Consider the following 12,976-nt stretch of genomic DNA (forward strand, 5'->3'; position numbering starts at 1 on the left):
CTTTTTTCGTCAAGCCTCGAAGTCGAGCCCGATATCGAGATTGGGCGCGCTGTGCGTGGTCCAGCCAACCGAAATCAGATCGACGCCGCTGGCCGCGACTGCCGCCACCGTTTCCGGTGTGATGCCGCCGGACGCTTCCGAAATGGCGCGGCCTCCGATGATGGCCACCGCCTCGCGCAACCGTTCCGGCGACATATTGTCGAGAAGCACGGCATCGACGCCGGTCGCCATGGCTTCATCAAGCTGTTGCAGCGTATCCACTTCCACCTCGATCTTGACCATATGGCCCGCACCGGCCCTGGCGCGTTCAATGGCCTCGCGCACACCGCCCGCAACGGCAATATGATTGTCCTTGATCAGCACGGCATCATAAAGCGCGAAACGGTGATTCATGCCGCCACCGGCCCTGACCGCGTATTTCTGCACGGCGCGCAGGCCGGGGGTGGTCTTGCGGGTGCAGACGATGGATGCCTTCGTCCCTTGAGCGGCCTTCACCAGACCGGCTGTCGCGGTGGCGATGCCGGAAAGGTGGCCGAGAAAATTGAGCGCGGTGCGCTCGCCCGCCAGAATGGAGCGCGATGGGCCGGAAACGCGGGCGATATTCGCACCCTTTTCCAGCGCATCGCCGTCACGCGCCATGCGTTCGAACTTCACTTCCGGGTCGACCAGGCGGAATGCCATTTCGGCCACATCGAGACCGGCCGCGACGCCAGGCTGGCGCAGGCTGAACAGCATGGCCGAGCGGTGATCTTCCGGCACCACGGCGTTGCTGGTGATATCGCCTGCAAGCCCCAGATCTTCCAGAAGGGTTGCCCGCACCAGAGGTTCGATGACAAGTGGAGAAAGACGCGGGAGGTTCATCAGGCGGTCCTTGTAACGGGTTGGGTAACAGGCCGGGCAACGGGTTCGGTAACGGGTTGGGGCGTGGCAATTTCGCGAGCGAACGCGAAAGCTGCCTGAAAAGTGTAAAAGCTGCGGGCCGAAGCCGCGTTCTTGGCGGGAAAATCGGTGCGGGCATGGCTGCCGCGCGTTTCGCGTCGTTCGAAGGCGGCAACCGCAACCACGAGCGCCACAGCCGCAGCATCGCCGTCCTGCGCCAGCGGAAGAAGCGCGGCAATGGCAGAGCGCAGACCTTCCTCATCCCGCAACAGGCCGAGATACCGGGAAACCGTCGACCGCACGGCGGCCGGGTCTGTCATGTGCGGCAGGCTGACCGGTGAAAGATGCGTCACGGGCACGAAGGGTTCGTCCGCGATGGAGCGACCGGCGCGAAGCCCCATGACAGCCGCTTCCAGCAGCGAATTGCTGGCAAGGCGGTTTGCGCCATGCAGGCCGGTGCAGGCGGCTTCGCCCACGGCCCAAAGGCCGGACAGGCTCGTGCGCCCGTCCCCATCCGTCGCCACACCGCCCATGTGGTAATGCGTGGCGGGCCGCACCGGAATGAGATCGTGCGACGGATCGATACCGTGCTGCCTGCAAAGCCCGTCGATGCCGGGGAAGCGGCTGGCAAAACGCGGTCCCAGCGCGGCGCGCGCATCGAGAAAGACCTGCCTCCCGCGCGCTATTTCCGCGCCTATGGCGCGCGCTACCACATCGCGTGACGCAAGTTCCCGCCCCGGAATGTCGGCCATGAAACGCTCGCCGCAATCGTTCACCAGAATGGCGCCTTCGCCGCGGACCGCCTCGCTGACCAGCGGCAGACGCGGCGCGGACACGGCAAGCGCGGTCGGATGGAACTGTACGAATTCCATGTCGGCCAGCACCGCGCCCGCCCGTCCGGCGAGCGCAGCACCCTGTCCCAGATTGCCGAGCGGCGTGGTCGTTGCCGTATAAAGCCCGCCGATCCCGCCGGTCGCAAGCACAACGGCGCGGGCGGCAACCGGGCCATAATTTTCGAGAACCGCCCCAACGACGCGGCCATCCCTGTTCATCAGCCGAAGGGCGCGAGTATTTTCCATAACGGTTATGGAAGGCGTCGCCCGGACCTTCGCCGTCAGCGCCCGCATGATGCCGGCGCCCGTCGCGTCGCCATCGACATGCGCGATACGGTGGCGGCTGTGTGCGGCTTCCAGGCCAAGCGCATAGGAGCCATCCGCCTTGCGATCGAAACGGACGCCATGCGCCTCAAGAGCGGCAATGATTTCAGGCCCCGCCTCGATAATTCCCGCCGCAACGCCTGCGTCACACAGACCGTCACCGGCGGCGAGCGTGTCGGCAAGATGCAGGACTGCATTATCGTCGGCCGCGATGCTTGCGGCGATGCCGCCCTGCGCCAGTTCGCTGGAACCGGACAGGCCGAGCCCGCCCGCCGTCACGAGCAGAACCGGCAGAGGCGCCAGCGTCAGCGCCGTCATCAGCCCGGCAAGGCCGCTGCCCACCACCATGACGGGATTGTCGCTCATACTGCCAGCATCCGCTCGACGGCGCGCCGGGCCGGTTCCATCAATGCGGCATCGACCGTCACTTCGTGGCGGTTCTGTTCCAGTGCCTCACGGATATTGGCGAGCGTGATCCGCTTCATATGCGGGCAGAGATTACAGGGACGAATGAATTCGACGTCCGGGTGATCAACGGCAACATTGTCGCTCATCGAGCATTCGGTCAGGAGCACGACGCGCTGCGGCTTCTTTTCTCCGACATAGTCGGACATGACGGCGGTGGACCCGGCGAAATCGGCAGCCGCCACCACTTCCGGCGGGCATTCGGGATGCGCCAGCACCATGACGCCCGGATGGCTGTCGCGCAATTCGCGAATATCGTCCGGCGTGAAGCGCTCATGCACCTCGCAATGGCCGTGCCAGCTCAGAATTTCCACATCGGTTTCGCGGGCGACGTTTTGAGCCAGATACTCATCCGGGATCATCAGCACGCGCGGCACGCCAAGCGATTCCACAACCTTTTTCGCATTGCCGGAGGTGCAGCAGATATCCGAGGCGGCCTTCACCGCGGCGGACGTATTGACATAGGTGACGATCGGCACACCCGGATGCGCCTCACGCAAGAGCGCCACGTCCTGCGGCGTGATGGAATCCGCCAGCGAGCAGCCAGCCCCCAGATCGGGGATCAGCACCGTCTTGGACGGGTTGAGCAATTTTGCCGTCTCGGCCATGAAATGCACACCGGCCAGCACGATCACATCGGCATCGACTTCCGCAGCCTTGCGCGCCAAGGCAAGGCTGTCGCCGACGATATCGGCCACGCAATGGAAGATTTCCGGGGTCTGGTAATTATGCGCCAGAATGACGGCATTGCGCTTTTTCTTCAATTCGAGGATCGCCGCCACATCGCTCTCGAAACCCAGCCACTCCGCCTTCGGCATTATCTTCGCTACCCGGTCATAGAGTTGCGAGACGGAAACATGGTCGTTCATGGCGAACCTCCCCGGTGCATGAATGTTGGCGCACGGATTTTCAGCGCATCGATTATACTCATTATGAGTATTTCATGTTTATGCACTTATACTCGATTCGAGCATATTGTCAATCGCGGGAGAGAGGCAGCTTTGCTCCGGCCAGATAGCGTTCGGAAAGGGCGCGTTCCTCGACAATCGAGTAGCGGAAGCGGAACAGTTTTGCCGGGCGCCCGCCGGTTTCGCTGTCGGTTTCTCCGGTTTCCTCAACGAGGTCCTGCTGCTCGATCAGGCGGCGGAAATTCTGCTTGTGCAGGCGCAGTCCGGCCAGCGCCTCGACGGTACGCTGCAATTGCAGCAGCGTGAAGCTTTCCGGCATTAGCTCGAAGACCACCGGACGATACTTGATCTTGGCGCGCAGCCGCGCAATCGCCGTGGCAAGGATACGACGGTGATCGGCGAACATGGCGCGCCCGTTTTCGTCTTCCTTCATCCCGGCCTCGGCCACGAGACCGGCTTCGTAAAGCAGTTCGTAGCGCTGGAGCACCAGATCCTCGTTCCAGCGCCCGCTCCATTCACCATTGGCAAAACCGAAAGTGAAGGAAATGCGCCGCATCCGCTGCGCGACCAGTTCGGGCGTCTCGGCGCGATAGGCCCAGACCAGAAGGGCGTTATGCAGATGCTCCATGATGGGAGGCTCGCCCTGACGATGGTCCTCCCATGGCAGATATTCGTACCAGCCGCGCCAGCCCGCCTGCCCCGCCGCGGCATCGCTTTCGCGTACCAGGCCAAGATAGCTGATCGAAATGATGCGCTCCCCTTCGGGGTGCCGGTCACGGTCCGCGAATGTGTAGAGCTGTTCGAGATAGCCGACCGGGTGCGCGGTTTCCGCCTGCACCCAGGCACGCAGTCCCGACTGAAGCGAACGGTGCCCGGTTTCAAACGGGCCGGAGGGCAGAGCCTGCACCTGGGTCTGGCCCGGCCGCACGGTCATGACACGCGGCTGTTCGCCGGTCACGGCCACAAGTACGGCGATCAGTTCGGTATGGGCAATATCGTCGGTCAAAACAGCTCCATTCAGATCGGAACCATTGAACGCGATCGTCAAACGATTACAAGGCGCTGTACGGCATCAGCCACAGTTTTCGCCGTTACGCCTTCGGCTTTGCCCCGAAAACATGCTCAGGGCCGGGAAAGCTGCGCGCCCGCACCTCCTCGGCATAGGCTTTGGCCGCATCGGAGACCTGCGGCGCGAGATTGGCGAAACGCTTCACGAAGCGCGGCGTGAAATCCTGAAACAGGCCCAGCATGTCGTCCGAAACCAGAATCTGTCCGTCACAGGCAGCCGAAGCGCCGATGCCGACGGTCGGAATGGCAAGCGACGCGGTGATCTCGCGCGCCAGCGGTTCCACCGTGCCTTCGATGACGAGCGCAAAGGCGCCCGCATCGGCAATGGCCTGAGCGTCGCAGCGTATCCGGTCGGCTTCCTCGTCGCCGCGTCCAAGCGAACGGAAGCCGCCGACCGTATTGACCTGCTGCGGCATCAGTCCGACATGGCCGAACACCGGAATGCCGCGTTTCACCAGAAAGGCCACCGTTTCGGCCATTTCCTCGCCGCCTTCGAGCTTCACCCCGTCGCAGCCGGTTTCCTGCATGATCCGGGCTGCGTTTCGAAACGCCTGTTCCCTCGATTCCTGATAGGAGCCGAAAGGCATATCGACGATGACGCAGGCTGTCTCGACACCGCGCATGACCGCCTGCCCATGCGCAATCATCATGTCGAGCGTGACGGCAAGCGTGGAATCCATGCCATAGAGCACCATGCCGAGCGAGTCGCCCACGAGCAGCAATTCACAATGCGGATCGAGCAGGCGCGCAACCGGCGTCGTATAGGCAGTGAGGCTGACGATCGGACGTTCACCCTTCATGGCCTGGATCGATTTCGGCGTCAGCCGCTTCTGCTTGACGGGAGCACTCATTTCAGGCCGCCTTTTCCTGCGCGACGTGCGCGATGACACGATTGTCGAGAAGCCGCGTCGCGCCAAGACGCACGAAAAGCGCGACAAGGATCGGCCTTCCCTGCACGGCGCTCAGCCGTTCCAGCGTTTCCGGGTCGCGGATCGCCACCACCTCGGGCGTCGCCAGAGATTCCGCCGCTATGAACGCACGGATCGCTGCTTCGAGCGCGTCGGGATCGTCCATGCCGGAGCGATAGAGTCGCTCCGCCTCATCCAGCGCTTTCGGGACGATGATCGCGGCGGCACGCTGCTCGGGCGACAGGTAGACATTGCGCGACGAGCAGGCGAGACCGTCGTCTTCCCGAACGGTTTCGACGCCGACAACGCGCACCGGAATGGCCATGTCCTCGACCATGCGGCGAATGATGACCAGTTGCTGAAAATCCTTCTCGCCGAAATAGGCGGCATCCGGTAGCACGATATTGAAAAGCTTGCTCACCACGGTCGCGACACCGGCAAAATGGCCGGGGCGCGCCTCACCTTCCATCTGATTGCCGAGCGTGGGCACGTCCACCACCGTCTGCATCGGGCAGGGATACATATCGCCGACAGTCGGCGCAAAGAGATAATCGACCCCCGCATCACGCAGCAGGGCGGCGTCGCGTTCCAGATCGCGCGGATATTTGTCGAGGTCTTCGTTCGCGCCGAACTGCAACGGATTGACGAAGATCGACACGACGATGACGTCGTTTTCGTCGCGCGCCCTGCGCACCAGTTCAAGATGGCCTTTGTGAAGATAGCCCATCGTCGGCACGAAACCGATCTTCCGGCCCGTTTTTCGCTTCGGCGCCAGAGCCTGACGCAATTCCTCGATGGTGCGGATAATCTGCATGGGCTTCTCCTCGCAGCCAAGCATTCATAACAGCATTTATGCCAAGCCAAATGTTTCCATCTGGCTGCAAAATGCCGGTGGCCGCGAGTTCTACAGCCTCAGCTGAAATATGACAACAACCAAGACGGAGGGCTCGATGCGTTCCGCTCATCGAGCCTTGGTATTATTTATTGGGAATGGTTACCACGCCGACCGTATTGCCGACAGCGCGACCGAAGCGGTCGATCTGCTCGTCATAGGTCTTGCGCGTGTTCGGATCGAACACGGCAATCGGCGCCGTCACCACCAGCGATGCAGCCGTGCCGACGCCTTGCGCCGTTCCCATGGCCACGGCACCCAGACGATCTCCGAGCCCCACCTGCGAATCCGTGATGGTCTGGCCTGCGACAAGGCGCTGGCCTATGAGCTGTACGACTTCGGGACTCGACGCAAACTTGCCGTGATTGAGACGGTCCCCGGCCTTCAGCTGCGTCAGGTCGATAACGGTGATGCCCGCCTTTTCAAGCTCGGAGCGGTAAGGTTCAATGGACGGATCGATCTGGCCCAGACGATCGATATTGCCGGAAATGCGCCGCGACAGCGCGAGCGCCCTGTCATCGCGGGACGTGAACAGCGTGAAACGCGGGTGCTCCTTGCCCATCGCCAGGAATTGCTTGGAGAACACATCGACGTCGAGGTCGGGCGACGCAAGAATGACGTCGGTGACCTTGGCGTTCACACGGCCATCCCGGATCGCCATCTGGCGCAGCGCCTCCACCGTCAGCCAGCTGCCCATCGAGTGAGCCATGACGGTAATGTCCTTGACCGCAGGCTCGCGAGCGATGGCGCGCAGGATCTGCTCCAGCGCGTCACGGGAATAATTGGTGCTTTCCTTGTCGTAATTATAGTCGAACACGCTGGCGCGCGACGGCCAGGTGAAGATCACCGGCGCAACATCCGCGCCTGAATCGTGCACGATCTGGGCAAAGCGGTAGACGGAATCCTCGAACGTGTTGTTAAAGCCGTGCACGAAAACCATCACCCGGCGGCTCCCGGTGAGATGTGGGCGCACCCAGCCCGCCATTTCGACATCGGTCTTGAGCGGCGTCACGCTGACGGTGGCGAAATCCGTCTGCGGATTGGGCGGAAGCTTTTTCGGCCACTGCACCTCGCCCACCTTGCGGTTCTTTTCGGGCGGAATGGACACGACGATATCGTTGAGCGACACGAGTTTGTCGCGCTCGCCGGAGAAAAGAATACCGGGATTGTCAGATGGCCGACGCGTGGTCGCGACCACGAGATTGACCTTGGTCGTACCGGGAGACGTTACCTCTCCGACCGGGAGAAGCACACCCTCGGGTCGGCCGGCGCAACCCGCCACGAGGGTAAACAGGACGAGCAACACAGGTGTTGTCCAAGAAAAAATGCGCCGCAAAACCAGACTCTCCCAACACCACGCCAACAAGGCCTGTTACACCGGAACTTTGAAGGTTAGTATATTCTTGACGCAAAACGTTCTGCCAAGTCCCAATTATCCACCGGCTGTCGAACGCGATGCTATTGCGGCTTATCGGTTACACACTGTTCAGCAAGCTGATCTTCCCGTCCCTGCCCCCATAGCCAATATAAGCCCCAACACAAACTCAACGCGGAATTTGCGAAGGAGGCACAATCATGGCTTTGGAACTGACCGGGCTGCACCATCTGACAGCCATCACCGCCGACGCGCCCGGCAACCGGCGCTTTTATACCGATACGCTTGGACTGAGGCTCGTCAAGAAGACCGTCAACCAGGACGATACGAGCGCATATCACCTCTTCTATGCCGACGGGCTTGCATCGCCCGGTACCGACATCACCTTTTTCGACTGGCCGGTGCAGCGGGAACAGCGCGGCACGAACAGCGTCGCCCGTACGGGCCTGCGCGTCAACGGCGTGGAGAGCCTGGAATGGTGGCGGAACCATCTGAAGGAAAAGGGCGTCGAGACGAGCGATATTTTCGAGGTCGCCGGTCGCGCCGTCATCGATCTGGAAGACCCTGAAGGGCAGCGGCTCCGGCTGACCGACGATGGCGGCGCGGGCGAAGCCCATGACTGGGACAAAAGTCCCGTCCCGGCGGAACGGCAGATTCGCGGCCTCGGCCCGATCACGCTCAGCGTTCCCGAACTGGCGCCGACCCAGATCGTGCTGGAAAAGGTCATGAACATGCGCCAGACCGGCGATTATGCGTCACCGGATGGTGAAGGTCATGTCCATGTCTTTTCCATGGGCGCAGGCGGCGCCGCAGCGGAATTGCATGTCGCCGTCCAGCCGAAACTGCCCACCGCCTGGCAGGGAGCAGGTGCTGTGCACCACGTCGCTTTCCGCACGCCGGACCAGGAAACCATGCAGGAATGGGTGGACCGCCTGCGGTCGCTCCGTATGCCGTCGAGCGGTGAAGTCGAGCGCTACTATTTCCGCTCGCTTTATTTCCGCGAGCCGAACGGCATCCTGTTCGAAATCGCGACGGACGGTCCAGGCTTTGCCGTGGACGAGCCGCTTGAAAGTCTCGGTGAGCGCCTGTCGCTTCCGCCTTTCCTCGAAGGCAGGCGCGAGGCCATCGAAAACGGCCTGAAGCCGCTCGACTGACGGCTTCGACAAACGAAAGGCTGTCGGGCATATCCGACAGCCTTTCTTTTATTCAAACTTGCCTTCCAGCCACTCACGCACCAGACGAATATCTTCACCGATCAGCGCATGTCCGGCATTGACGGCATGGGCATCGACTTGCGCGCCGCCCTCGCGCAGGGCCTTTTCAAGAATGCCGGTCTCGTCTCCGAACGGGTCGGCCGCGCCTCTCAGCAACAATATCGAAACGTCCGAAAGATCGGCCGCTGGCGCGTCTTCCAGCACCTCGGTCGCCCGCAGCAGAACCGCCCTGCGCACAATATGCGGGTGCAGCCGCATGAAGGCGGCAAGCATGTTGGCGCCGTTCGAATTGCCGATGAACGCCGTCCGGGCCGGGTCTATGTCATAGGAGGCGAGCGCCCCTTCGACGAAAGCCTCGAAGGCATCCGACTCGAACCGGATATCCGCCTGATCGAAGCGCTTCAGATCGTAGCGACGGAACCAGCGCTGGATGCCCTCCTCCGTGCTGCGCCCCCTGATGCCGAGAAGCGTCGCGCGCGGCGCGGCCTTGCGGGCAAGCGGCATGAGGTCGTTTTCGTTGCCGCCCGTTCCGTGCAGCAATATCAGCGTGCTGCCGTCCGGGTTCTCCGGCAGGGCGATGCGATGCACGAACGGCAGGTCGCGATAGATCACCCGCTCCTCACCCGGCAATGCGAATTGCGGCATACGGGCGCGAACGGCATCCGCCTTTTCTTCATTGCCGGGCGGCACGAAGAGCTGCCGGCCCAGCGTCTCTACCGACTCGTCAACCGCAAAGCCCGGCGCATCGGTGGCGAACTCGAACAAAGTCCCGCCCGGTTCGCGGACATAAAGCGACGTGAAATATTTGCGGTCATGCACGTTGACCTCGCTGGAATTGAGCCTGGAAAGCTCCTTTTCCGCTGCTGTCACGGCATCCACGTCGGCAGCGCGAAAGGCTACATGATCGGCAATGCCCGTTCCGGGAACACCCGGCCAGAAACCACCCGCATCGCGAACGTCGATAGCATCGCCGGAATCGGAAACGAGCCTATCTATGACGCCTACCCTTGCGCGGGGCCTGAAGCCGAAATGGCGCTCGATGAAGCTGGCCGTCTGCTCCGGCGTTTCCGACAGGACCGTCGTCGCACGCAGGCGGCGAACCGCGAACTGCGCCGGAATGCCTTCGCCGACCCATAGGTCATTGGCGCGAAGATCGCTTCCGACAAGCTTGACAATCACCCCGTCGGGGTCTTTCAGCCGTAGAACGGGTTCGCCAAACTCCTGAACCGGACCTTCGGACGGCACATGGTAGCGCAAGGCGCGTTCCAGCCAGAAACCGATGGCGGTGCGATCGATGGCCAGCGCGATTTCACTGACCTGACCATGGCCGACGCGCCCTTTCGAGCCGTCTTCCCAGACCAGAAACGTGATCAGCGATCCCGGTGTCCCCGACCGGTCGCCATAAAACAGGTGGAGCTGTTCGGCATCCTCGAACCCTCCCGTCTGCTTGACGATGCGCATCCCGAGAAAACCGGCATAGAAATCGACATTGGCCTGAACCTTGCGCGTGATGAGGGTGACGTGATGGATGCCGCTTGTCATTGACGCTGTTTCCCCGGTTTGCACAGGATAAGACAGATAGAGCAATTGGCGGACCTTGCCTATGGGCAAGCGCGGCGACGCATTGTCAAGGCAGGGCGGCGGATCGGGAAAATGAAACCGGAGACAAAAAAGAAAAAGGCCGCGCGGGAGGAGGATGCGCGGCCTGATCTTGAATACGGCTTGGGAGGAGGAGTGCCGTATTCCGTATCGAGTTCTGGGAGGAGGAGTGAACTCGATGACCAAATATCTACAGGGCCTCGCCCCGTGCAGCAACGGCCATTAATGCATATCAGTTATGCAAAGACGACAGCGCTCGAAAAAAAGGCAGCAGCCCGTAAAAAGAAAGCGCCCCAAAAGGCGCTTTCATAACAAACTCAACATTTTAAAGGATATGCGCAATTAATGGCGCCGCCAGCACGTTCACCAGCCCGACCAGCACCATGACAAGGCCGGCAATCGAACCTTCCTCACGCCCGATCTGATGCGCCTTGGCGACGCCCGCGCCATGCGCGCCCATGCCGAACAGGGCTCCTCTGGCCAGAGCCGAGCGAAGGGGCAGCCAGTTCAGCATCACTTCACCGAGCGCTGCGCCGAAAACACCGGTCAGCACCACGAAGATCGCGGTCAGGTCGGGCGTTCCGCCGATATCGCCCGAAACGGTCATGGCGAAGGGCGTGCTCATCGAACGCGGCAGGAGGCTCAGGCTGATCGCTTCGTTGAGACCGAGCAGATGGGCAAGCCCCCATGCCGACAACATGGCCGACGAACTGCCGACGACCACGCCTGCAAGCAGCACCGGCCAGTAACGGCGGATGGTTGCGCGTTGCTGATAGATCGGAATGGCGAAGGCAACGGTTGCCGGACCGAGCAGCGCAACCAGCCAGTGGGTCGCGCTGAAATAGCCGCGATAGTCTTCGTTGAGCCCAATGACCAACGCCATCAGAAGAAGCGGCGTAATGGCCAGGGGCGTGAGCCACCACATGGGAAAACGGCGATAGACGCGCTTTGCGGCAAGATAGAACAGGATCGTGGCCGCAGACCAGAAAAGCGTCGCGACAAGAGGATTACTTGACAACATGGCGGAGGCTCCACCGGTAGCAAAGATCGACCGTAAGCGCGGTAATGCTCATCACCGTCAGCGTGCCAAGCAGGATGACGGCCATGATCTTCAGGCCCAGCATACCGACCAGTTCGCGGTGTTCGAGAATTGCCAGAACCGCCGGAACGAAGAAGAGCAGCATTTCGGCCAGGAACCATTCCGCGCCGCGCTTCATGCTGAACAGGCTGACACGGCCGCTCAGAAGCAGGGCCAGCACCAGAACCATGCCGACAATGCCGCCGGGCAGAGGCAGACCGACCAGACGGACAAAGAGTTCGCCTGCCAGCCAGAAACCGACAAGCGTCGCAATCTGCATCACACGACTATGATGCAGCGCGTAGCGAAACCGGATCAAAAGGCCATGAGCGTTCATTTCAGTGTTCCGTTGCGGAATGAGTGCGTTTTCAAGAGTGAATATAGGCGCTGACAGACTATTCTAGAAATGAATTGATTTCATTGCAGCTATTCCGATATAGAATAGCTCATGAACTTGCGCAGCTTTCAGGCATTCATCGAGGTGGTGCGTCAGGGCGGATTTTCCGCCGCTGCGAAAACCATCAATGCAACCCAGTCGACCGTCAGCAAGGCGGTGAAACAGCTTGAGGACGAACTGGGGATCACCCTGCTCGACCGCGAGGCTTCGCCCTCCCGCCTGACGGCGGCGGGGGAGATCGTCTATCGCCGCGCCCTCGCCATGCTGACCGAGAGGGACGACATGCTGGCCGAGATCGAGGAATTGCGCGGCCTGAAGCGCGGTCTTCTGAGGCTCGGCCTGCCGCCCATCGGGTCCAGCGTGCTGTTCGCGCCGGTTTTCGCGGCCTATACCAAGCTTTATCCCGAGATCGACATACAGCTCGTGGAGCATGGCAGCAAAAGGCTGGAGGAGCTTCTCCTCGCGGGCGAAGTGGAGCTTGCCGCTTCGCTGCTGCCGGTAGCGGACAGTTTCGAATGGCAGGACGTCCTTTGCGAACCCGTGGTCGCCCTCATGCCCGCCAGTCACCCGGTCAACGGTGATAACGGCGTCAGCCTGCGGGAAATATCGGGCCTGCCCTTCATTCTTTTCGAGAGCGGCTTTGCGCTCAATCACATCATCCTCGATGCGTGTCGGCTGCACGGATATTCCCCTAATGTCGCGGTGCGCTCAAGCCAGATCGATTTCATCGTCGAGCTTGTGGCCGCCGGAATGGGCATTGGCTTCCTGCCAGGAATGATCGCCGAACAGCGCCAGCATCCAGGCGTGCGGATACACAGGATAAAGGACGCAGACGTCAGCTGGCATATGGCGCTGATCTGGCGGAAAGGTGCGTTCCTTTCTCACGCCGCGCGCGCCTGGCTCGCGCTCAGCGCCCGTCAGGCACACCACCGGACATCTTGAAACACGGACCGCTTCGCCTATCTCCAGAGAATAAACCGACTGAAGAAGCATCTGTTCGACGCCATTTCAGCCACAGGCCCGTCCATATAAAAGG

At 61.5% G+C, this 12,976-nt stretch carries 13 protein-coding genes; 3 read left to right on the forward strand and 10 right to left on the reverse strand.

The annotated features are described in order from the left end of the window. Nucleotides 1-9: 9 nt before the first annotated feature. The 7 genes from nadC to FHS76_RS10700 all read right to left on the reverse strand — a co-directional run bounded on the left by nadC (nt 10) and on the right by FHS76_RS10700 (nt 7,619). A complete protein-coding gene (nadC, locus tag FHS76_RS10670) occupies nt 10-861 on the reverse strand; it encodes a carboxylating nicotinate-nucleotide diphosphorylase (protein WP_183651917.1) in 852 nt (283 codons plus the stop codon). Beyond that, complete coding sequence (locus FHS76_RS10675) at nt 861-2,402, reverse strand: L-aspartate oxidase (RefSeq protein ID WP_183651920.1); 1,542 nt, start codon at nt 2,400-2,402, stop codon at nt 861-863. The genes nadC and FHS76_RS10675 overlap by 1 nt, the downstream gene beginning before the upstream one ends. Further along, complete coding sequence (gene nadA / locus FHS76_RS10680; protein ID WP_183651923.1) at nt 2,399-3,370, reverse strand: quinolinate synthase NadA; 972 nt, start codon at nt 3,368-3,370, stop codon at nt 2,399-2,401. The genes FHS76_RS10675 and nadA overlap by 4 nt, the downstream gene beginning before the upstream one ends. Nucleotides 3,371-3,479: 109 nt before the next feature. Then, nucleotides 3,480-4,415, reverse strand: coding sequence for an NUDIX hydrolase (locus FHS76_RS10685; RefSeq protein WP_183651926.1), 936 nt, complete (start codon nt 4,413-4,415; stop codon nt 3,480-3,482). An 85-nt stretch (nt 4,416-4,500) separates the two neighbouring features. Further along, nucleotides 4,501-5,328, reverse strand: coding sequence for a 3-methyl-2-oxobutanoate hydroxymethyltransferase (panB, locus tag FHS76_RS10690; protein ID WP_183651929.1), 828 nt, complete (start codon nt 5,326-5,328; stop codon nt 4,501-4,503). Between the two features lies 1 nt (nt 5,329). Next, nucleotides 5,330-6,199, reverse strand: coding sequence for a pantoate--beta-alanine ligase (gene panC, locus FHS76_RS10695; RefSeq protein WP_183651932.1), 870 nt, complete (start codon nt 6,197-6,199; stop codon nt 5,330-5,332). A 163-nt stretch (nt 6,200-6,362) separates the two neighbouring features. Next, entirely contained in the window at nt 6,363-7,619 is a 1,257-nt protein-coding gene (locus tag FHS76_RS10700) for an alpha/beta hydrolase (RefSeq protein ID WP_374828586.1), read from the reverse strand. Nucleotides 7,620-7,852: 233 nt separating this feature from the next. On the opposite strand from FHS76_RS10700, the gene FHS76_RS10705 reads away from it, so the two are divergent. Continuing rightward, nucleotides 7,853-8,806 carry a ring-cleaving dioxygenase gene (locus tag FHS76_RS10705; protein WP_183651938.1) on the forward strand — a complete coding sequence of 318 codons (954 nt, stop codon included), beginning with the start codon at nt 7,853-7,855 and terminating at the stop codon, nt 8,804-8,806. A gap of 48 nt (nt 8,807-8,854) precedes the next feature. On the opposite strand, the gene FHS76_RS10710 is transcribed toward FHS76_RS10705, so the two are convergent. Continuing rightward, nucleotides 8,855-10,408 (reverse strand): VOC family protein, encoded by a 1,554-nt coding sequence (locus tag FHS76_RS10710; RefSeq protein ID WP_183651941.1) that lies wholly within the window; start codon nt 10,406-10,408, stop codon nt 8,855-8,857. Nucleotides 10,409-10,519: 111 nt separating this feature from the next. Here FHS76_RS10710 and FHS76_RS10715 point away from each other — a divergent pair, with 111 nt between their 5' ends. Continuing rightward, the gene (locus FHS76_RS10715; protein ID WP_183651944.1) at nt 10,520-10,777 is read left to right on the forward strand and encodes a hypothetical protein; all 258 of its coding nucleotides are present in this window, start codon (nt 10,520-10,522) and stop codon (nt 10,775-10,777) included. A gap of 13 nt (nt 10,778-10,790) precedes the next feature. Here the strand turns inward: FHS76_RS10715 and FHS76_RS10720 are convergent, their stop codons facing one another. Both FHS76_RS10720 and FHS76_RS10725 read right to left on the reverse strand, forming a co-directional pair. Next, a complete protein-coding gene (locus FHS76_RS10720) occupies nt 10,791-11,486 on the reverse strand; it encodes an LrgB family protein (protein WP_183651947.1) in 696 nt (231 codons plus the stop codon). After that, nucleotides 11,473-11,880, reverse strand: coding sequence for a CidA/LrgA family protein (locus FHS76_RS10725; RefSeq protein ID WP_183651950.1), 408 nt, complete (start codon nt 11,878-11,880; stop codon nt 11,473-11,475). The genes FHS76_RS10720 and FHS76_RS10725 overlap by 14 nt, the downstream gene beginning before the upstream one ends. 111 nt (nt 11,881-11,991) lie before the next feature. Between FHS76_RS10725 and FHS76_RS10730 the strand changes: the two genes are divergently transcribed. Beyond that, complete coding sequence (locus FHS76_RS10730) at nt 11,992-12,882, forward strand: LysR family transcriptional regulator (protein ID WP_183651953.1); 891 nt, start codon at nt 11,992-11,994, stop codon at nt 12,880-12,882. Nucleotides 12,883-12,976: the final 94 nt, after the last annotated feature.

The sequence above is a fragment of the Brucella daejeonensis genome, assembly GCF_014199265.1.
Lineage (GTDB): Bacteria > Pseudomonadota > Alphaproteobacteria > Rhizobiales > Rhizobiaceae > Brucella > Brucella daejeonensis.

Bases quoted from the DNA above. Each gene is read 5' to 3' on its own strand.
- nadC (WP_183651917.1), bottom strand. From the start codon at position 861: ATGAACCTCCCGCGTCTTTCTCCACTTGTCATCGAACCTCTGGTGCGG.
- FHS76_RS10675 (WP_183651920.1), bottom strand. From the start codon at position 2,402: ATGAGCGACAATCCCGTCATGGTGGTGGGCAGCGGCCTTGCCGGGCTG.
- nadA (WP_183651923.1), bottom strand. From the start codon at position 3,370: ATGAACGACCATGTTTCCGTCTCGCAACTCTATGACCGGGTAGCGAAG.
- panB (WP_183651929.1), bottom strand. From the start codon at position 5,328: ATGAGTGCTCCCGTCAAGCAGAAGCGGCTGACGCCGAAATCGATCCAG.
- panC (WP_183651932.1), bottom strand. From the start codon at position 6,199: ATGCAGATTATCCGCACCATCGAGGAATTGCGTCAGGCTCTGGCGCCG.
- FHS76_RS10705 (WP_183651938.1), top strand. From the start codon at position 7,853: ATGGCTTTGGAACTGACCGGGCTGCACCATCTGACAGCCATCACCGCC.
- FHS76_RS10710 (WP_183651941.1), bottom strand. From the start codon at position 10,408: ATGACAAGCGGCATCCATCACGTCACCCTCATCACGCGCAAGGTTCAG.
- FHS76_RS10715 (WP_183651944.1), top strand. From the start codon at position 10,520: ATGAAACCGGAGACAAAAAAGAAAAAGGCCGCGCGGGAGGAGGATGCG.
- FHS76_RS10720 (WP_183651947.1), bottom strand. From the start codon at position 11,486: ATGTTGTCAAGTAATCCTCTTGTCGCGACGCTTTTCTGGTCTGCGGCC.
- FHS76_RS10725 (WP_183651950.1), bottom strand. From the start codon at position 11,880: ATGAACGCTCATGGCCTTTTGATCCGGTTTCGCTACGCGCTGCATCAT.
- FHS76_RS10730 (WP_183651953.1), top strand. From the start codon at position 11,992: ATGAACTTGCGCAGCTTTCAGGCATTCATCGAGGTGGTGCGTCAGGGC.